A 17784-nucleotide genomic window follows, 5' to 3' on the forward strand; every position below is an offset into this window, starting at 1 on the left:
CCGATGCGTTTACGAGGCCGCCTTGTCCTCGACAGCCTCCGCCAGCGCCTCGGCCCGTGCCGCCATCTCGGCCAGGGTTTCCGTCACGCTCGCGGGAATGACCGGCACCTCGACCCGCTCCGGCTCCGGTGCCGGGCGATTGCGCAGGTCGCGCAGTTCCTCTGCCATTTCGCCCAGCTTGTCCTCGGCGGCGCGCAGCCGGTCCTCTAGACCCGCCGTCTTGTCCGCCAGCATCAGCCCGGCCATCAGCAGCATGCGCGATTCCGGCATGCGCCCGATCTGGTCCACCAGCACCTGCGCCTCGGTGTCGAGCATGCGCGCGGCGGTGAGCAGATACTGCTCCTCGCCCTGCTGACAGGCGACATCGAATGTCCGCCCGCCAATGGTGATCTGCACTTCCATCTGGCTCATTGCACGGCCTCCCCGCCCGATGCCGCATCCGTACCGGCGGCCTCTGCCAGCACCGGCTCCAGCGCGCCCAGAACGGCGCGCATCTCGGCCTCCTCGGCGGCACGCGCGGCGCGCAGCGCCTCCAGCTCCGCCAGCATCGCCTTGTTGATCAGATGCGGCTCGCCGACATTGGCCTCCAGCGCCGCGCGCATCTCTTCGCTGGTGCGGCGCAGCATGTCGTTCGACAAGCGCAGCCGCTGCAATTCCGTGTCGAGCTCGGCCATGCCTTCGCGCTGCGCGGCAAGCTGCTCCTGCAGCGCCGCGTCGGGCTCGGGCGCCGGCGCAGGTGTCACCTGCTCCTCAAGCCGGACATGCAGCATCCTCACCCGCTCCTCGAGCTGGGCATTGGCCATCTTCTCCTCGTCGAGCGCCACCTGAAGAGCGGCGATCTCGGCCTCCGCCGCGCCGCTGTCCACCGGCTCGGCAGGCGCGTCCGGCACGGGCTCGGGCTCCGGTACAGGTGCGGGCGCGGCGGACAAGCCCTCCACCCCCTGTGAAATACGGTCCAGCGCCCGCGTGATGCGCGACTGCAACTCGTCGATCTGGGTCATCTTGCCCTCTCTACTATCTGCCTTCAGGGCCTGTCTCGCCGCCAGATACGAATCGGCACCGCCCCGTTTCGGTCGAGTTTAGCAAGCGCAATGAAAAATTGCGCCCCTATATGTTCCAAGGTGTTATAGGGCAGAGTTCATCCGATGCCAGTGCAATGGTGGCGCAAACGCTTGAACTTCGGGGGAACGCTGCTATTAGCCCGGAAACGCCTGTGGGAAGAGAGGACGCCCCCGTGGATATCAATGCCCTTCGCGACGCACATCCCGATCACTGGAATCGCGCAGCCGCGATCCGCGTGCTGACGCTCGACGCGGTGGCCGCAGCCAATTCCGGCCATTCCGGCATGCCCATCGGCATGGCTGACGTGGCCACGGTTCTGTGGTCCAAACACCTGAAATTCGATGCGAAAAACCCGGCATGGCCGGATCGCGACCGGTTCATCCTGTCGGCGGGCCACGGCTCGATGCTGATCTATTCGCTGCTCTATCTCAGCGGTGACGAACAGATCACGCTCGACGAGATCAAGAATTTCCGCCAGTGGGACTCGCGCACCGCCGGGCATCCGGAAAACACCCACGCCGCCGCCATCGAGATGACCACCGGGCCGCTCGGCCAGGGCATCGCCACCTCGGTCGGCTTCGCCATGGCCGAGGAAATGCTGCGCGCCCGCTTCGGCAAGGGCGCGGTCGATCACCACACCTATGTGATCGCCGGCGACGGCTGCCTGATGGAAGGCGTCAGCCAGGAGGCCATCGGCATCGCCGGACGCTACGGGCTCGGCCGGCTGGTCGTGTTCTGGGACAACAACGACATCACCATCGACGGCAAGGTGTCGCTCTCCGACCGCACCGATCAGGTCCAGCGCTTCAAGGCCGCCGGCTGGCATGTGCAGGAGATCGACGGCCACGATCCCGAGGCCATCGACGCCGCCATCGTCGCGGCCAAGGCCGCACGCGATGTGCCCTCGATGATCGCCTGCAAGACCCATATCGCCCTGGGCCACGCCGCGCAGGACACCTCCAAGGGCCATGGCGCGCTGACCAATGCCGAGCAGAACGCCGAGGCCAAGGCGCTCTGGGGCTGGACCACCGGCCCGTTCGAGGTGCCCGCCGAGATCAAGTCCTGGTGGGAAGAGGTCGGCAGCCGCGGCGCCACGGCGCGCGGCGAGTGGGAAACCCGCCTCGCCGCCCTGTCGGACCGCAAGCAGGCGGAATTCGCCCGCGTCACGGCCGGTGAGGCACCGAAAAAGCTCTCCTCGGTGATCCGCGCGCTGAAAAAGCAGAACTCCGAAGCCGCGCCCAAGGTGGCGACCCGCAAGGCCTCGGAAATGGTGCTGGAAGTGGTCAACCCGGTGATGCCCGAGACCGTGGGCGGCTCCGCCGATCTCACCGGCTCGAACAACACCAAGACCGGCGACATGGGGGTGTTCGACACCACCGACCGCAAGGGCCGGTATGTCTACTGGGGCATCCGCGAACACGGCATGGCGGCGGCGATGAACGGGCTGGGCCTGCATGGCGGGCTGCGCCCCTATGGCGGCACCTTCATGGCCTTCACCGATTATGCCCGCCCGGCGATGCGCCTCGCCGCGCTGCAAAAGACGCCGACGGTGTTCGTCATGACCCATGACAGCATCGGGCTCGGCGAGGACGGCCCGACGCACCAGCCGATCGAGCATCTGGCAATCTCGCGCGCCACGCCGAACATGCTGGTCTTCCGCCCCGCCGACGTGATCGAGACCGCCGAGGCCTGGGAGATCGCGCTGACGCAGACCGAGACGCCTTCGGTGCTGTCGCTGACCCGGCAGAACGTGAAAACCGTGCGCACCCAGCACAAGACCAATAACCTCGTCGAGAAAGGCGCCTATGTGCTGGCCGATGCCGAGGGCAAGCGTCAGGTGATCCTGATGGCCACCGGCTCCGAGGTCGAGATCGCGCTGGCGGCGCGGGATCTGCTTCAGGCCGAAGGCATCGGCACCCGCGTGGTCTCGATGCCCTGCTGGGAGCTTTTCGAGGCGCAGGACGAGGCCTATCGCAAGCGCGTGCTGCCGGGAGGCCCGGTGCGCGTGGCGGTCGAGGCCGCGGCGCGGTTCGGCTGGGACAAATGGCTGCTCGGCGAGCGCGGGCGCGAGGCCAAGGCGGCGTTTGTCGGTATGGAGAGCTTCGGTGCGTCGGCGCCTGCGGATGTGCTCTACGAGAAATTCGGCATCACCGCCGAGGCCGTGGCCGAGAAGGCCAAAGCGCTGCTCTGAGCTCTGAAAGCAGCCCCCGGGAATCTTCGGGGGCTGCCTTCATTGCGAGATCAATCCCCTCACCATTGGCCCGGAATCAAGGGCGTAGCCCGCCGGGCCCAGCGGCTGCCCGTCCCGGCGGGCTGCCGCTTTGGTGAAGCTGGTGCTCAGCTGAGAGATCTTTCGGATCTGGCAGGGGTAAATCAAGGAATTCAGACCGTCGGTGCGGCACCCCACGGGCAGCCGCCGGGCCCGGCTTGCGTTGCGCTCATAGTCTCTGAGGGCAACTTCCGATAGAGATGCCGCATCCGTGCGGTCCAAGAGTGCTAAGGCGGCCTGTGGGACCGCCTGTTTCATCGGTCATATGACAATCAATGCGCCGCGCGCTTACCGGCAAAGAGCGGCATCACCAGCTTGGTCACCACCGGCACCAGCACCACGCCCCAGATGAGCCCCAGCACCCCGTCGATCGTGGCTGTGGTCGTCCAGAGCGCCGCGCCTTCGAGCTCCGGCCCCACCAGATGCGCCACCGCTTCGGCGGCGTGGTGGATCGTCTCCTCCGGCAGGTGCCAGCCCATCTGCGCCAGCGAATGCACGATGATCGAACCGCCGACCCAGAGCATCGCCACGGTGCCCACGGTGGAGAGCAGTTTCATCACCCAGGGCATGCCCTTGACGATGCTGCGCCCCAGCGCGCGGGTGACGCCCAAGCGACCCACCCGGGTCAGCCACAGCCCGACATCGTCCATCTTCACGATCACCGCCACCGCGCCATAGACCAGCGCTGTGATGCCAAGCCCCACAAGCGCCAGCACAACCGCCTGAATCCAGACCTCGCCGCTTTCTATGGTCGAGAGCGCCAGCGTCATGATCTCCGCCGACAGAATGAAATCGGTCTTGATCGCGCCCTTGACCCGCTGCTCTTCGAGATGCGCCGGATCGCCCACATCGTGGCTGCCATCGGGTCCGCCGGAATGATCGTCATGCGGCATCAGCACATGCAGGATCTTTTCCGCGCCCTCGAAACACAGGTACGACCCGCCCATCACCAGCAGCGGCGGCACCAGCCAGGGCGCAAAGGCCGCCATCAATAGCGCCGCCGGCAGCAGGATCACCAGCTTGTTGAACACCGAGCCACGCGCGATGCGCCAGATGATCGGCAGCTCGCGCGCTGCCTCGAAGCCGTGCACGTATTTCGGCGTCACCGCCGCGTCGTCGATCACCACGCCGGCGGCCTTGGAGCCGGCCTTAGCGGCATGGGCCGAGATATCGTCGACCGAAGCCGCCGCGATCTTGGCGATGCCCGCCACGTCGTCGAGAAGCGCCAAAAGCCCGCTCATGCCTGTCTCCTGTCCTGCACCGGCCAAAGCCTAGCGCGCCCCGGCAAAGCTGCAAGCCATGGCCCGCGACGCCGGCAAGATATCCCCCGTTCGCAATGTTATCGCAACCCCTTCCCCGCCGTTAGCGCAACCCCATGAATTTAACGCTAACATGCTGGCATGGAACAGCTTTTAAGGATTGGCATATTAGCATACGTCCGTATACAGGACGCAGCGAACGGACAATCTAGGAGACCCGCCCATGACCGTCACCGTCGGAATCAACGGTTTCGGCCGGATCGGCCGCTGCACCCTGGCGCATATCGCGGAAAGCGCGCGCAACGATGTGCAGGTCGTCCGGATCAACGCCACCGGCCCGATCGAGACGGCAGCCCACCTGATGCGCTACGACAGCATCCACGGGCGCTTTGCGGGCGAGGTCAAGGTGGTCAATGGCAACGCGCTCGATCTCGGTCGCGGCCCCATCGACGTGATGTCGACCTATGACACCTCCGAGCTCGACTGGTCGGGCTGCGACGTGGTGCTGGAATGCACCGGCAAGTTCAACGACGGCGACAAGGCGGTGCAGCACATCCATCAGGGCGCCAAATCCGTGCTGATCTCCGCCCCGGCCAAGAACGTGCAGAAGACCATCGTCTATGGCGTCAACCACCGCGAACTGGTTCAGGGCGACGTGATGATCTCGAACGGCTCCTGCACCACCAATGGCCTCGCGCCGCTGGCCAAGGTGCTCGACGAGGCCATCGGCATCGAGAGCGGCGTGATGACCACGATCCACTCCTATACCGGCGACCAGCCGACGCTGGACCGCCGCCACAACGACCTCTACCGCGCCCGCGCCGCCGCCATGGCAATGATCCCCACCTCCACCGGTGCCGCCAAGGCGCTTGGCGAGGTTCTCCCGAATCTGAAGGGAAAACTGGACGGATCGGCCATCCGCGTGCCCACGCCGAACGTTTCTGCTGTTGACCTTACCTTCCAGGCGTCCAAAGATGTCACTGTCGAAGATGTGAACGAAGTCGTGCGCGAGGCTGCGGCGGGCCGCATGGGCATGGTGCTCAGCTACGATCCGGAACCCAAGGTCTCGGTCGATTTCAACCACACTACGGCAAGTTCGATTTTTGCGCCCGACCAGACCAAGGTGGTCGGCAAGCGCACCGTCCGTGTCCTGGCATGGTACGACAATGAGTGGGGCTTTTCTGCCCGTATGGCCGATGTGGCCGCGGCCATGGGTCGCCTGCATCACTGACCCGCACGGGTCCGGGCCTTGTCCCACCCTGAGAGGCGGCGGAGGGGAGACCGCCGCCTCTTTTACGTTTTACCGACCTTTGCGGTTTACGACAGCTTGTCGATCCAGGCGTCGAAACTGGCCATGAAGTTGCTCAGAAACGCCTTGGTGTCCGCATTGGTCAGATTTCCGCTGTCGTCGAAGAGTTCTGCCAGCCTGCCGATATAGGCCTCGGGCTGCTGCATCGGCGCGGCGTTCAGGAACACCAGCGACTGGCGCAGATGGTGGTTGGCACCAAAGCCGCCGATACCGCTTGGCGAGCCGGTGGCGATGGCCGTGGGCTTGCCGTCCCAGACACTTTCGCCATAGGGGCGCGAGCCGACGTCGATGGCGTTCTTCAGGCTCGCCGGCACCGAGCGGTTGTATTCCGGCGTCACGAAGAGCACCGCATCGGCGCGCGACAGCGCATTGCGGAACGCGGTCCATTCTTCCGGCGGGTTTTCGTCGAAATCGGGGTTGTAGAGCGGCAGCGCGCCGGTGCCCACAAAGGTGAACTCCATCCCCTCGGGCGCGAGCCCGGCAAGCGTCTGCGCGAGTTTGCGGTTGTCCGAGCCCTCACGCAGAGAGCCGACGATGACAGCGATATGTTTCGACATGGGAACCTCCAGAAATCATTGATCCGAAGGTAACCCCTGCCTGGCGCGCACATAAGACAGATATCCGCACCGGTTCTGTGCGCGATTTGACGGAACCGATGTCGCCGCTTTATGTTTCTGTCATGATGCGCGGCAAACGCGAGATGTGGCTCAGGCCTTGCGTAGCGCCAGCACCGCGTTCAGCCCGCCAAAGGCAAAAGCGTTGGACAGCACCACCGAGACCTCCGCCTCGCGCGCCTCGTTCGGCACCACGTCGAGCGCGCATTCCGGGTCGGGCTCTTCATAGCCGATGGTGGGCGCGATCACCCCTTCGCGCAGCGCCATGATGCAGGCCAGGAGCTCGACAGCCCCGGTGCCGCCGATGCAGTGCCCGTGCATCGCCTTGGTCGACGAGATCATCAGCCTGTCGGCCTGCGGCCCCATCGCATCGGCCACCGCCGCGCATTCGGTCTTGTCATTCGCCGCCGTGCCGGTGCCGTGGGCGTTGATATAGCCCACCTCCTCGCGCGCGATTTTACCGTCGCGTAGCGCGCCGGTGATCGCCCGCGCAGCCCCCTGTTTCGACGGCATGACGATGTCGGAGGCGTCGGAGGTCATGGCAAAGCCCACCACCTCGGCAAGGATCTCGGCGCCGCGTGCACGGGCATGCTCGTATTCCTCGAACACATAGACGCCCGCGCCCTCGCCCTGCACCATGCCGTTGCGGTTGGCCGAGAACGGGCGGCAGGCGTCTTTCGACATCACCCGCAGCCCTTCCCAGGCCTTCACCCCGCCGAAACACAGCATCGATTCCGAGCCGCCGGTGATCATCACCGAACAGGCGCCAGAGCGCACCATCTGGAAGGCCAGCCCCATCGCGTGGTTCGAGCTGGCACAGGCGGTCGCCACCGTGAAGGTCGGCCCGCGCAGGTTCATCTCCATACTCACATGCGAGGCGGCGGCATTGTTCATCAGCTTTGGCACGACGAAGGGGTGAACGCGGTTCTTGCCCTCCTCATAGACCGAGCGGTAATTCTCGTCCTGCGTGGTCAGCCCGCCGCCGGAGGTGCCCAGCACCACGCCCGAGCAATCCGCCAGATCACCGTGAAAGCTGAGCCCCGATTGCGCGATGGCCTCGCGCGCGGCGATAAGCGCAAACTGGGTGAAGCGGTCGTAAAGCGCCAGTTGCTGGCGGTTGAAGGCCGCCTCGGGCTCATAGCCCTTGACCTGCCCGCCGATGCGGATGGAGAGCCGCTCCACATCGCGGAATTCCAGCTCGGAGATGCCGCAGCGGCCCTCGCGCATCGCCTCCAGCGTCGCCGGCACGTCGCGCCCCAGCGCGTTGACCGTGCCCGCGCCGGTGATGACGACCCGTTTCACTTGGCCTGCTCGGCGATGAGCTTTTCGATCCCGGCGACGATGGTCGCCACCGACGAGATGTCGAAATCGCTCTGCTCGGGCTCGTTGGCGTTGAACGGCACCGAGATATCAAAGGCTTCCTCGATGGCAAAGATGCTCTCCACGAGGCCGAGGCTGTCGATGCCCAGATCCTCCAGCGTGCTGTCCATCGTCACGTCCGATGGTTCCAGAACGGCCTGTTCGGCGATAATCGCGATCACCCGGTCCTTCACACTCATGGCGGCGCTCCCTCTTCGTCGCTCGATGCAGGGTCCGTCTACTCATTCCCCGCGAGCTTGGAAACCGCTTTCTTCAGCTCCGCCACGTCGCGGAAGAGACGCGGCAGACGGCGCAGCCCCTTGTAGCTTTCCACATGGCTGTCCATCTTGGTGGCCGGGTAGCCGAGCATCGCCCGCCCCGCCGGCACATTGGCCATCAGCATGGTGCCGGCGCCGGTGATGACGTTGTCGCCGACAAAGATATTGTCGACCACGCCGGTCTGCCCGCCCAGCACCACGTTGTTGCCGAGCCGGGTCGAGCCCGCGATGCCCACCTGGCCGCAGAGCAGGCAGTTTTCGCCCACCACCACGTTGTGGCCGACCTGCACGAGATTGTCGATCTTGGTGCCGTTGCCGACCCTCGTGTCGCGCACGGTGCCGCGGTCGATACAGGCATTGGCGCCGATCTCGACGTCGTCACCCACGGTGATGCCGCCCAGCGAATGGATGCGCGCCCAGACCTGCGCCTGCGCGTCGCCTTCCTTGCCCAGCGTCTCGCGCACCTTCTCGACGCCGGAGGGCTCGGGCGTGACAAAGGAGAACCCGTCGCCGCCCAGCACCGCGCCCGGCTGCGCGATGAAGCGCGCGCCGATGGTGACGCGGGCGCCGATGGTGACGCCGGAATGCAGCAGCGCGCCCTCGCCCAGCACGCTGTCCCAGCCGACATGGCATTGCGGCCCGATCACCGAGCCCGCGCCGATCCGCGCCCCGGCGCCGATCACCGTGAAGGGGCCGACCGAGACACCCTCGCCCAGCTCGGCGGAGGGGTCGATCACGGCGGAGGGGTGGATGCCCGCCGCATAGCCGGCGCCGGGATCCATCATCGCCGAGAGGCCGGAAAGCGCGTGCCGGGGGCGCTTGGCGAGAATCGCGGCGCGCAGCCCGTAGCTCTGCCAGTCGGCGCCATCCCAGAGCATGGCGGCGTGCGCCTGGCCCTGCCCGATCTGCGCGGCGAAATCCGGTTTCATCGCCAGTGCCAGCTGCTCCGGCGCGGCCATGGCGGGCTCGGCCACGCCGCTCACACGAAGATCGGTTTCGCCCTGCGCCTCCAGCCCGAGCGCTGCGGCGATGTCTGCGATGCTGTGCGACATGAAAGCCTCCGGGATCGTTCCCGGTTGGACTTAACTCTGCGGAGCCGCCAGCGCCACCCCTGCGGCAGAAAGCGCATTCCAGAGCTTGGCGTCGCGCCCATACATGTCGTCGCGGTAATTCACCTTGCCCTTCGCCTGGGTAAAGGCGGTGCGGTAGATCAGATGCACCGGCACCGGATCGTCGAGATTCACCCGGCTTTCGCTGCCGGTGCGCAGGCGCGCCTGGAAAAAGCCAACCGGATCGTCGGTCTGCCGCGCCAGCAGCGCATAGGCGAAATCCTTCGGATCGCCGAGCCGGACACAGCCATGCGAATAGGTCCGCCGCGTGTGATCGAACAGACTTTTCGACGGCGTATCATGCAGATAGATGTTGTACTTGTTGGGGAACATGAACTTCACCTGCCCCAGCGCATTACGCGGCCCCGGCGGCTGGCGCATGGCAAAGGGGAAGCTCGCGGCGGTGTATTGCGAAAAGCCCCGACCGCGATTGACCCGCCGGCCGCGGCTGTCGGTGATCTCCAGATGCCCCACCGCGCCGGGGTTGCGGCGCAGCAGCGGCAGGTATTCGTTCACGATGATCGAGCGCGGCACATACCAGGACGGGTTGATCACCATGAACTCCATCACGTCGGAAAACTCCGGCGTGCGCCGGTCGGGATCCTGATGGCCGATCACCGAGCGGGTCTCGAAGCTGACCTTGCCGTCGTCGATGATGCGGGCGTGGAAATCGGTGAGATTGACGAGGATGTGCCGTTTCCCCAGCCCGTCAGGCAGGTTCATCCAGCGCTCGCGCTCCATCGCCACGATGACCGATTTCAGCCGCTCCTCGGGGCCGATATTGATGCTCGACAGGGTCGAGGCACCGGCGACGCCGTCGGTTTCGAGCCCGTGATCCTCCTGAAAGGCCGTCACCGCCGCGCGCAGCGGCTCGTCATAGCTGGCCGAGAGCGACGGCGCCAGATAGCCCATCGCCACCAGCCGGTCACGCAGCGCCACGACAGGCGCGCCGCTCTGCCCCGGCTCGAGCTTACCCGTGCGGATCGCCGGGCCCCAGCCACCATGGGCAATGCTGTGTTCAAGCATCAGCTTTTCGCGCATCAGCCGGGCATATTCCGGGCTCTGCGGCGCCAGTCCGCGCAGCACCGCGCGCGGCTCTTCGCTGGCCAGACGCTCCAGCAGCAGTTGCGAAGACAGCCTTTGCGGCGCGCGCTTGATGCCGGAATCGACGCGGCGCCCATCGAGAAGGCCGCCGTTCAGATCGTGTGCGAATTGCAGATAAGCGCGGCTCAGCGCCACCTCGGCCAGGCCGCGTGCGCGGTCGCCGCGCACCGTGCGCAGCTCTGTCATAAGCCCGTCCACATCGTAGCGTTGTACCGGAAGCCCGTGCAGATCCGCCTGCGACAGCGCCTCGATCAGCGCGGCGCGGCGCTCGGTCGCTTTGGCATCGGCAGAGGTCCAGAGCGGCTCGAATCCCCGCGCCCGGTAGAAGGCCGCGAGCCCCTCGTCTTCGGAAAGCGACTCCGCCACCGCCTGTTTGTAAGCCGTCAGCGCCAGTGTCTGCGCAGACGCGCCACCGGGCACCGCCGCCGTCATCCAGCCAGCGGCAAGCGCCACTGCCAACCCGGCCTTGATCCCCGTTGCGAACTGCCTGCGCGAATTTGTCATATCTAACCCCGAAATAACGCTTTGAAGAGCCAAACTATTCTTGTTCGTCAAATGCCTAGACTGTCTACTCACTTTTCCGCCAAATGCCAAGTTTCCCGCCTTGCGCGGCGACACTGCATCGCCCCCGAAAGCTCGGCGCAAACGCGCCACAGGTCTGCGGAGATTTGCGCAGGAATTCGCCGAAACCTCTTGATAGTTACGATTCGTCCTAAAAGCGACTTTCAGCACGATTCGAATTGTGGCATATACTACGTGCATCTGGGGATAGATGGCAGGGTCGCCCAACGAGGCGACACAACAGGTACAGCGACTAACGGGACAGGCGCTTTCATATGACCGAACAAACTGCAGGCGGCCTCACGCGCCGCGGCCTTCTTGGCGCATTCGCAGCCACACTCGTCACAGCAGCTCCGACTTACGGCCACGCGGCAGGGTTCCTGCGCGGCGCCGGCGATATCCGACGGATCAAGATGTATTCCGCCCGCACCGGCGAGAAAATCGACATGATCTATTGGATCGAGGGCGAGTATATTCGCGAATGTCTCAAGGAAATCAATTACTTCATGCGCGACTGGCGGACTGACGATATCAAGAATATCGACGCCCGCACCGTCGACATCATGACCGCCGCGCACAACCTCATGGACTGCTCCGAGCCCTATATGCTGATCTCGGGCTATCGTTCGCCCAAGACCAACGCCATGCTGCGCGCGCGCAGCTCCGGCGTCGCCAAGAACTCCCGCCACCTGCGCGGTGAGGCGGCGGATCTGCATCTCAACTCGCGCTCCGTCAACCAGATGGCCCGGGCCGCACAAGCTTGTCGCGCCGGTGGCGTCGGGCGCTACACCAGCTCGAGCTTCGTTCACATGGATTGCGGGCCGGTTCGCAGCTGGGGAAGCTAAAATCCGGCCTTCTCTTTCCATGACAGTATAACGTCCCGAAAGGCGTCCGGTTCCGGGCGCCTTAATTTTTTTCTACATTTTTTCGAAAAGAGCCGCGGACCGGTCCGGGCGGCGGCGCAAATGCCCGCCGCCCCGCAATCAGCCCATGCGGCGCAGATAGGTCCAGGTCGGCACCTTGGCGTTGCGCGCCACCGAAAACGCCTCGGCATCGCCGATATATTCGAAGCCGCAATTGGTCAGTACCCGCGCCGAGGCCGGGTTGTCCTGGAACACACTCGCGAACAGGGTCGCCGAGCCATAGGGATTGGCCTCGACCAGCGCGCGCAGCGCCTCCGAGGCAAGCCCGGTGTTCCAGTATGGCGGCGCGACCCAGTAGCCGATTTCGCTCTGGTTGCGATCCATCCGTTCCAGCGAGATCACCCCCATCACCTCTGCCCCGTCATGCGCCGAGGCATCCATGACCCAGACCTCTTCGCTGCGCTTGGGGTCGGCGGCGCGGGCAATATAGGCCTCGGTCGCGCCGGGCGGCAGCGGATGTGGGATGGAAGTGGTCATATGCGCCACGCGCACATCGCCGCTGTAATGCTCCAGCAGCCCGGCATCGGAGCGGCGCAGCGGCCGCAGCGAGAACCGCTCGGTGACGATCACCGGCGGCGGTGCAGAGGGTTCCGGCGCGGCGGCCGGCGGTTGCTTCATCTGGTCGAGAATCATGTGCATGCTCCTCTAATGCACTTGCTCGGATGGATCGGCGCCACTCCCCCTGAAACGCCGAAGGGGACCGGCTTGTCAGCCGATCCCCCCATGTTTCGCGTATCGCGAGATCGGCTTATTCGGCAGCCTCCGCCGCCGGAAGCACGGATACGAAGGTGCGGCCCTTGAGGCCCTTGTGGAAGGTCACGGCACCGGTATCGGTTGCAAAGATCGTGTGATCCTTGCCCATGCCCACGCCTTCGCCCGGCCAGAACTTGGTGCCGCGCTGACGGATGATGATGTTGCCCGGGATGGCGGCCTGGCCACCGTAGAGCTTCACGCCAAGACGGCGACCGGCGGAGTCGCGGCCGTTACGGGACGAACCGCCTGCTTTTTTATGTGCCATGGGTCAGTCTCCTTTGTCTCAGTTACCGGCCAGGTCTTTGGCCTGGTCGATCCAGCCTTCGCGCTCGATACGGCCCTTGAAGGACAGTTTCTCGTCCATCTCGGCAATATCGGCTTCGGTCCAGGCGGCGATCTGCGCAAAGCTGGTCACACCGGCCTCGTGCAGTTTCTTCTCGAGCGCCGGGCCCACGCCCGACAGTTTCTTGAGATCGTCGGCGCCGGCAGCGGCGGCCTTGGCTTTCGCCTTCGGAGCAGCGGCGGCGGCGGGAACGGAGCCCGCGCCGGCGGCGGCCTTGACGCCGGTGGCGTCGGCGCCCGAGGCGAGGATCTCGGTCACGCGCAGCAGGGTCAGTTGCTGACGGTGGCCCCTGGTGCGCTGCGAACTGTGCTTGCGGCGACGCTTGACGAAGTTGATGACCTTGTCACCCTTGATCTGGTCGATCACCTCGGCCTGCACGGCGGCACCTGCCACCAGCGGCGCCCCCACGGTGACGCTGTCGCCACCGAGCATGAGGATCTCGTTGAACTGAACGGTTTCACCCGCATCTGCGGCCAGCTTCTCCACGCGGAGCGTATCGCCCGCCTGAACCTTGTACTGCTTGCCGCCGGTTTTCATCACCGCGAACATCTGCGTCTTCCTTCGTTTCCCGCGTCCTGTGGCGCCCTTTCGGGTCTTTCCGGGCCTTTCGCCCGCCTCGGACAGCGCGCCCTTTTGGGGCTGCCGTTGATATATGAATCGAAACCGGGGCCGCAATAGCCCCGCTCCGAGCCGCGCTTATCGGAGGATCGCAGCCATTTGTCAACCGGAGCTTTAGCCGGCGCTACAATTCCTGCGCCATCATCTGCTCGGCGGCGGCCAGCCCCAGCGCATAGGAGATCTCGTCATACATGGCGTTGAACCCGGCAAAGAGCGCGCGGTTCATCGCCCTGCCCTCCGGGCTCACCGACAGCGCCACATAGGTTTCGAGATCCTCCTGCGCGATCGGCCCGTAGGCCATCAGCAGGAACCCGTATAGCCATTCGCGGGTGTCGATGCGGGTCTCGGCCTCCTGCGACCAGACCTCGGTGAGAATGTCGCGCTCGGTCATCTCCAGCGCGCCGCCATTGGTCAGCCCGAGATAGAACTGGTAGCTGGCATTGAGCGCGCCGACCACATTGGCCTCGACCAGATCGTTTTCCTGGACGAATTCGGTGATCGTGGCGAGCCGCGGATCGGAGGAGCCGTCGAGCCCGCGAAACGCCTCGCGCGCGGCGGTTTCCACATCGTCGTCGATCATCGCGCGGCGCGCCGAAAGCTCGACATCCACGATGCGGCTGCCGGTCTCGCCGGTGAAGAAGGTCAGCAGCGGCGTGGCGTCGGTCTCGCCGAAGCTCTCGGCGAAACGCGCGCGCACCATGTCCTCCATCGCGCCGGTGTCATAGATCGTGCCGACAGAAGCCTGCCAGGCGGGAGTCGCCCCGCCGGGCATCAGGTCGATGGCCATTTCGCGGGCATAATCCATGCCCTCCTCGCGCATGATCTGCACGATCTTCGGCAAACCGAGCGCGTCGAGCAGCGCATCCGTCGGTTCCACCGGATCCGCGGCGACGGGCCAGGCAAGGGCGGCGGCGAAGAAGGGAGCGGCAAAGCGCAGGGCCATATAAGAGATTCTCCGGTTCTCGGGTCACCGGCAGCCTAAGCGCGGCGCGGCGCTTTTCCAAGGCCGCAACGGGTCCGGCGCGCGCTCCGGCGGGTTGTGGCGCAATCGGCGAAATTTCCCTGTTGCACCGGCCCGCGCATCCCGCTAAACGGCCCTCCACGACCCCCGCGGAGAGGTGCCGGAGTGGTCGAACGGGGCGGTCTCGAAAACCGTTGACCCTTCACGGGGTCCCAGGGTTCGAATCCCTGTCTCTCCGCCACCTGCCGTTGATTTCATTGCGAAATCGGCAGGTCTCCAAAGCTAAAAATGCATCGCCACTCTCCCGGATTCAGCCGCCTATTCAGTGGCTTGACATCAGGCGGCCTCAGGAAACTCTGCGAGATACCGGTCGAGATCGGCCCAACGCCGCGCATGCGGACCGACCAGGACAAAATCCAGGCCGAGGCGTTCGGCGCCTTCGGCATCGGTCAGCGGGTTGTCTCCGATCGCCAGAACCCGTTCGGGCCGTATCGCGTAACGCGAAAGCGCAGCATGGTAGAGCGCCGGCTCGGGCTTGCCGATCACATCATAGTCAACGCCGGGCAGAATGCTGAGGATCGCGGCAAGGCAGCTTCCCGTTTCCGGAACCGGCACGCCGTCCGGCCCGGGATGGCTGACATCGGGATTGGCCACGACCAGATGCGCGCCGCGCGTGAGAAGGCCAATCACGTCCTGTAGCTCCCGGTATCCGAAGGTCGGATCCTTGGCGAGAAGGAGGTGGGTGACCTCTTCACGCGCCTCGGTGAGGCCCGAAGCGACCGCGTGGGCGCGCAGCGCCGGGCTGGCGAACAGGCGCACCCGCGCGCCGGGCAGCGCGGCGAGATGGGCAACCGCCGCAGTGCCGGCCAGAACGATCCGCGTGGGCGGCACCGCGAGGCCCATGGCCGCCAGCCGGGCGCTCAGGGTCTCGGCGGTCTCGGTGGAATTGTTGCTCAGCAATGTCAGCCGGTCGCCCGCCCGCGCCAACAGTGCCTGCGCGCCCGGCAGCAGCACATCGCCGGAGATCAGGCAGCCGTCGAGATCGCACAGGATCGCCTCGTAATCCTCGGGCCGCATCAGCGGGTCACCAGATCCTCGGGCGCGGCCACGGCGGCCGCATCGGGGGACTCGAGGTCGAAGACCGGCCCGTCATAGGTGAAGGAACAGTCATGTATCAGCACATCGCCATCCCGCACCGTGACATAGGCAAGGTCGGGGGATTCCAGCGCCCCCATAATCCGTCCCGACCGGTCGAACTCATGGTGGACCTGGTGCATCAGCGCGCGCTGGATGTGATAGGGTATGCCATGCCACAGGCCGGTGATCGGACGGTGGATATGGCCCATGAACAGGATCTCCGGTTTGCGCCCCACCCGCTCGAACACGGCCAGTTCCGCCGCGCCGTCGCGCAGGCGAATGGCATCCATCGGCGGGATCGACAAGGTCATCGGGGGGTGATGCTGGAACAGGAGCACAGGCCGGTCGGCGGGCGCCTCGCGCAGCGCCTTTTCGAGGAAGGCCAGCCGGGTGTCGCACAGATGTCCGTGATGGCCCGGTTCGGCCTCGTCCAGCGTATCGAGGGTGATGAGGCTGGCCTGCCCGAAGACATGCAGCCCCTGCACAAAGCCGTTGCCGTCGTCGGGCGCGGCCGGGAAGGCCGCCCGGAAATGGCCGCGGTTGTCGTGGTTGCCGACCATGAGGATCACCGGCACCGGCAGATCCGCGAGCGCGGCGCGCAGGCTGTCATAGGCCGCCGGCTCGCCGCGGTCGCAAAGATCCCCGGCGATGACGAGGAAATCGACCTGCGGCAGCGTGTCGAGGAAGGCCAGCGCACGGCCAAGGCAGGCGCGCGGATCAAAGCCATAGATCGTCTGGCCTTCGGGCACGAAATGCAGATCCGTCAGGATCGCGAAGCGAAGGGCGTTTGTCATCCGGGTCTCCTTTGCAAGACGGCGCGGCGGATCGACCGCCGCGCCCATCGGCCACAATCAGCGCGGCAGCAGCGCGTTGACCTCGTCCACCATCTCGTCGCGCAGCTCTTCCATGTCGGTGGCATCGCCCACGAGGATCGCCTCCAGGCTGTCGTGGATCACCTGCGTCACCGCCAGACCGTTGTCACCGGGGTAAGCGAACCATTCCGAGAGCAGCGGCAGCTGATCGACGGCGGTCATCTTGTTGGGATTTTGCGCATAGAAATCATCCATCAGCAGCGCGTTCGCCTTCTGGTTCGGCGGCACGTAGCCGGTGGTCAGTGCGACGGCGGCGGCCCCCTCCCCCGAGGTGGCGAACTTGATGAAGTCCCATGCGGCGGCGCGCAGTTCGGGGTCGTCGGAGGCGGAGGTCATCATCGCCGCGTTGCCGCCGGCAGGCAGGGCCTGCGGCGTGCCGTCGAGCCCCGGATAGGGCGCGGTCACGAACTCCCAATCCCCCAGCTTGGAGCGATCGACAAAGCTGACATACGCGGTGGAGGAGAAGAACATGCCCAGCTCGCCCGCCGCAAAGGCCTTTGACGCATCGCCGCCGCCGGTGTTCTTCATCTCACAATCGCGAAAGATGGCGTGCGCGGTTTCCAGCGCCTTCAACCCGGCGTCATTGTCCATGTTCAGCTTGCCGTCTTTGATCATCGGCACGCCCTGGCTCCACATCTCGGCCTGGAGCATCCAGTTGCCCGAGATATCCCAGTGCCAGTAAAGCGCCTCCTGCCCGTTGGCGGTCATTGCCTTGCAGGCGGCGATGACCGCGTCCCAGGTGGCGGGCACCGTGTCGATGCCGGCGCCGCGCAGCATGTCCATATTGTAAAAGCCGATGGGGGTGGAAACCGAGAATGGCAGCCCGTAGATCGCGCCGTCGAAACGCGACAGGTCCAGCATGGCCTTGTGATAGCCCTCGGTTTCGAACCCCTCCTCGCCGGCGATGAACGGGTCGAGCGGCTGGGCGATGCCGCGCTCGACGAGGATCTGCTGACGGTTCAACGCCTGGAAGGAAACATCCGGCACGGTGCCCGCGACGGCCTCGCGCAGGATGGTGTTGGTGGCGTCCTCATAGTTCTCGTAGGTGGCACGAAAGGTCACCTTGATGTCCGGGTGCGCCTGTTCGAAGGCCTGCGTGATCTGCGCGAAGGTCGGATCGAACAGCGAGGAATAGGCATAGGCCACCTCGATCTCGGTCGCATGGGCGGCGGGCGCAAGAAGGGTCACGGCGGCCGCCGTGGAAAGAAGGCGTTTCATGGGAAGTTCCTTATTTGGTCGGGAGGGGAGATTGG

Annotated in this window: 18 protein-coding genes and 1 tRNA gene; 4 read left to right on the plus strand and 15 right to left on the minus strand. The window is 65.5% G+C overall.

The annotated features are described in order from the left end of the window. Nucleotides 1–9: 9 nt before the first annotated feature. Together Ga0080574_RS22415 and Ga0080574_RS22420 are read right to left on the minus strand one after the other, a co-directional pair. Entirely contained in the window at nt 10–411 is a 402-nt protein-coding gene (locus tag Ga0080574_RS22415) for a cell division protein ZapA (RefSeq protein WP_076704878.1), read from the minus strand. Further along, nucleotides 408–1001: a hypothetical protein gene (locus Ga0080574_RS22420; RefSeq protein WP_076704880.1), complete on the minus strand. Its 594-nt coding sequence runs from the start codon at nt 999–1001 to the stop codon at nt 408–410. Before Ga0080574_RS22420 ends, Ga0080574_RS22415 begins: the two co-directional genes overlap by 4 nt. A 233-nt stretch (nt 1002–1234) precedes the next feature. Here Ga0080574_RS22420 and tkt point away from each other — a divergent pair, with 233 nt between their 5' ends. Then, nucleotides 1235–3253, plus strand: coding sequence for a transketolase (tkt, locus tag Ga0080574_RS22425; protein ID WP_076704882.1), 2019 nt, complete (start codon nt 1235–1237; stop codon nt 3251–3253). Nucleotides 3254–3603: 350 nt separating this feature from the next. Here tkt and Ga0080574_RS22435 read toward each other — a convergent pair whose 3' ends face one another. Then, on the minus strand, nt 3604–4572 hold the full coding sequence (locus Ga0080574_RS22435; RefSeq protein ID WP_076704886.1) for a DUF808 domain-containing protein: 969 nt from the start codon (nt 4570–4572) through the stop codon (nt 3604–3606). A 241-nt stretch (nt 4573–4813) separates the two neighbouring features. Between Ga0080574_RS22435 and gap the strand changes: the two genes are divergently transcribed. Beyond that, nucleotides 4814–5821, plus strand: coding sequence for a type I glyceraldehyde-3-phosphate dehydrogenase (gene gap, locus Ga0080574_RS22440; RefSeq protein WP_076704889.1), 1008 nt, complete (start codon nt 4814–4816; stop codon nt 5819–5821). Nucleotides 5822–5907: 86 nt separating this feature from the next. Here the strand turns inward: gap and Ga0080574_RS22445 are convergent, their stop codons facing one another. The 5 genes from Ga0080574_RS22445 to Ga0080574_RS22465 all read right to left on the minus strand — a co-directional run bounded on the left by Ga0080574_RS22445 (nt 5908) and on the right by Ga0080574_RS22465 (nt 10867). Continuing rightward, on the minus strand, nt 5908–6456 hold the full coding sequence (locus Ga0080574_RS22445; RefSeq protein WP_076704891.1) for an NADPH-dependent FMN reductase: 549 nt from the start codon (nt 6454–6456) through the stop codon (nt 5908–5910). Between the two features lie 150 nt (nt 6457–6606). Continuing rightward, nucleotides 6607–7815 (minus strand): beta-ketoacyl-[acyl-carrier-protein] synthase family protein, encoded by a 1209-nt coding sequence (locus Ga0080574_RS22450; protein ID WP_076704893.1) that lies wholly within the window; start codon nt 7813–7815, stop codon nt 6607–6609. Beyond that, nucleotides 7812–8072, minus strand: coding sequence for an acyl carrier protein (locus Ga0080574_RS22455; protein ID WP_076704895.1), 261 nt, complete (start codon nt 8070–8072; stop codon nt 7812–7814). Before Ga0080574_RS22455 ends, Ga0080574_RS22450 begins: the two co-directional genes overlap by 4 nt. A gap of 38 nt (nt 8073–8110) precedes the next feature. Beyond that, nucleotides 8111–9202, minus strand: a complete 1092-nt coding sequence (gene lpxD / locus Ga0080574_RS22460; protein ID WP_076704897.1) for a UDP-3-O-(3-hydroxymyristoyl)glucosamine N-acyltransferase — start codon at nt 9200–9202, stop codon at nt 8111–8113. Between the two features lie 30 nt (nt 9203–9232). Next, nucleotides 9233–10867 carry a L,D-transpeptidase family protein gene (locus Ga0080574_RS22465; RefSeq protein WP_076704899.1) on the minus strand — a complete coding sequence of 545 codons (1635 nt, stop codon included), beginning with the start codon at nt 10865–10867 and terminating at the stop codon, nt 9233–9235. Nucleotides 10868–11199: 332 nt separating this feature from the next. Here Ga0080574_RS22465 and mepK point away from each other — a divergent pair, with 332 nt between their 5' ends. Next, nucleotides 11200–11769, plus strand: a complete 570-nt coding sequence (gene mepK / locus Ga0080574_RS22470) for a peptidoglycan L,D-endopeptidase MepK (protein WP_076704902.1) — start codon at nt 11200–11202, stop codon at nt 11767–11769. 138 nt (nt 11770–11907) lie between these two features. On the opposite strand, the gene Ga0080574_RS22475 is transcribed toward mepK, so the two are convergent. The 4 genes from Ga0080574_RS22475 to Ga0080574_RS22490 form a co-directional block, all read right to left on the minus strand. Continuing rightward, the gene (locus tag Ga0080574_RS22475; protein WP_083716926.1) at nt 11908–12480 is read right to left on the minus strand and encodes a GNAT family N-acetyltransferase; all 573 of its coding nucleotides are present in this window, start codon (nt 12478–12480) and stop codon (nt 11908–11910) included. A 115-nt stretch (nt 12481–12595) separates the two neighbouring features. Further along, nucleotides 12596–12865: a 50S ribosomal protein L27 gene (rpmA, locus tag Ga0080574_RS22480; RefSeq protein WP_076704904.1), complete on the minus strand. Its 270-nt coding sequence runs from the start codon at nt 12863–12865 to the stop codon at nt 12596–12598. A gap of 18 nt (nt 12866–12883) precedes the next feature. Further along, nucleotides 12884–13492 carry a 50S ribosomal protein L21 gene (locus tag Ga0080574_RS22485; RefSeq protein ID WP_076704918.1) on the minus strand — a complete coding sequence of 203 codons (609 nt, stop codon included), beginning with the start codon at nt 13490–13492 and terminating at the stop codon, nt 12884–12886. Nucleotides 13493–13685: 193 nt separating this feature from the next. Continuing rightward, the gene (locus Ga0080574_RS22490; RefSeq protein WP_076704920.1) at nt 13686–14504 is read right to left on the minus strand and encodes a DUF2059 domain-containing protein; all 819 of its coding nucleotides are present in this window, start codon (nt 14502–14504) and stop codon (nt 13686–13688) included. Between the two features lie 169 nt (nt 14505–14673). Between Ga0080574_RS22490 and Ga0080574_RS22495 the strand changes: the two genes are divergently transcribed. Then, nucleotides 14674–14763 (plus strand) — tRNA-Ser (locus tag Ga0080574_RS22495). Between the two features lie 95 nt (nt 14764–14858). Here the strand turns inward: Ga0080574_RS22495 and Ga0080574_RS22500 are convergent. Genes Ga0080574_RS22500 through Ga0080574_RS22510 form a run of 3 tightly spaced genes read right to left on the minus strand, consistent with a single transcriptional unit; the run spans nt 14859 to nt 17749 of the window. After that, nucleotides 14859–15599 (minus strand): HAD-IIA family hydrolase, encoded by a 741-nt coding sequence (locus Ga0080574_RS22500; RefSeq protein WP_076704923.1) that lies wholly within the window; start codon nt 15597–15599, stop codon nt 14859–14861. Next, on the minus strand, nt 15599–16453 hold the full coding sequence (locus tag Ga0080574_RS22505) for a phosphodiesterase (RefSeq protein WP_076704925.1): 855 nt from the start codon (nt 16451–16453) through the stop codon (nt 15599–15601). Before Ga0080574_RS22505 ends, Ga0080574_RS22500 begins: the two co-directional genes overlap by 1 nt. 57 nt (nt 16454–16510) lie before the next feature. Then, nucleotides 16511–17749 carry an ABC transporter substrate-binding protein gene (locus tag Ga0080574_RS22510; RefSeq protein WP_076704926.1) on the minus strand — a complete coding sequence of 413 codons (1239 nt, stop codon included), beginning with the start codon at nt 17747–17749 and terminating at the stop codon, nt 16511–16513. Nucleotides 17750–17784 lie beyond the last annotated feature (35 nt).

Source organism: Salipiger abyssi, assembly GCF_001975705.1.
Taxonomy (GTDB): Bacteria; Pseudomonadota; Alphaproteobacteria; order Rhodobacterales; family Rhodobacteraceae; genus Salipiger; species Salipiger abyssi.

Coding starts and splice junctions, on each gene's coding strand:
- Ga0080574_RS22475 (WP_083716926.1), bottom strand. CDS start 12,480: ATGATTCTCGACCAGATGAAGCAACCGCCGGCCGCCGCGCCGGAACCC.
- Ga0080574_RS22490 (WP_076704920.1), bottom strand. CDS start 14,504: ATGGCCCTGCGCTTTGCCGCTCCCTTCTTCGCCGCCGCCCTTGCCTGG.
- Ga0080574_RS22415 (WP_076704878.1), bottom strand. CDS start 411: ATGAGCCAGATGGAAGTGCAGATCACCATTGGCGGGCGGACATTCGAT.
- Ga0080574_RS22455 (WP_076704895.1), bottom strand. CDS start 8,072: ATGAGTGTGAAGGACCGGGTGATCGCGATTATCGCCGAACAGGCCGTT.
- gap (WP_076704889.1), top strand. CDS start 4,814: ATGACCGTCACCGTCGGAATCAACGGTTTCGGCCGGATCGGCCGCTGC.
- Ga0080574_RS22465 (WP_076704899.1), bottom strand. CDS start 10,867: ATGACAAATTCGCGCAGGCAGTTCGCAACGGGGATCAAGGCCGGGTTG.
- Ga0080574_RS22510 (WP_076704926.1), bottom strand. CDS start 17,749: ATGAAACGCCTTCTTTCCACGGCGGCCGCCGTGACCCTTCTTGCGCCC.
- Ga0080574_RS22445 (WP_076704891.1), bottom strand. CDS start 6,456: ATGTCGAAACATATCGCTGTCATCGTCGGCTCTCTGCGTGAGGGCTCG.
- Ga0080574_RS22505 (WP_076704925.1), bottom strand. CDS start 16,453: ATGACAAACGCCCTTCGCTTCGCGATCCTGACGGATCTGCATTTCGTG.
- mepK (WP_076704902.1), top strand. CDS start 11,200: ATGACCGAACAAACTGCAGGCGGCCTCACGCGCCGCGGCCTTCTTGGC.
- lpxD (WP_076704897.1), bottom strand. CDS start 9,202: ATGTCGCACAGCATCGCAGACATCGCCGCAGCGCTCGGGCTGGAGGCG.
- rpmA (WP_076704904.1), bottom strand. CDS start 12,865: ATGGCACATAAAAAAGCAGGCGGTTCGTCCCGTAACGGCCGCGACTCC.
- Ga0080574_RS22435 (WP_076704886.1), bottom strand. CDS start 4,572: ATGAGCGGGCTTTTGGCGCTTCTCGACGACGTGGCGGGCATCGCCAAG.
- Ga0080574_RS22485 (WP_076704918.1), bottom strand. CDS start 13,492: ATGTTCGCGGTGATGAAAACCGGCGGCAAGCAGTACAAGGTTCAGGCG.
- Ga0080574_RS22500 (WP_076704923.1), bottom strand. CDS start 15,599: ATGCGGCCCGAGGATTACGAGGCGATCCTGTGCGATCTCGACGGCTGC.
- Ga0080574_RS22420 (WP_076704880.1), bottom strand. CDS start 1,001: ATGACCCAGATCGACGAGTTGCAGTCGCGCATCACGCGGGCGCTGGAC.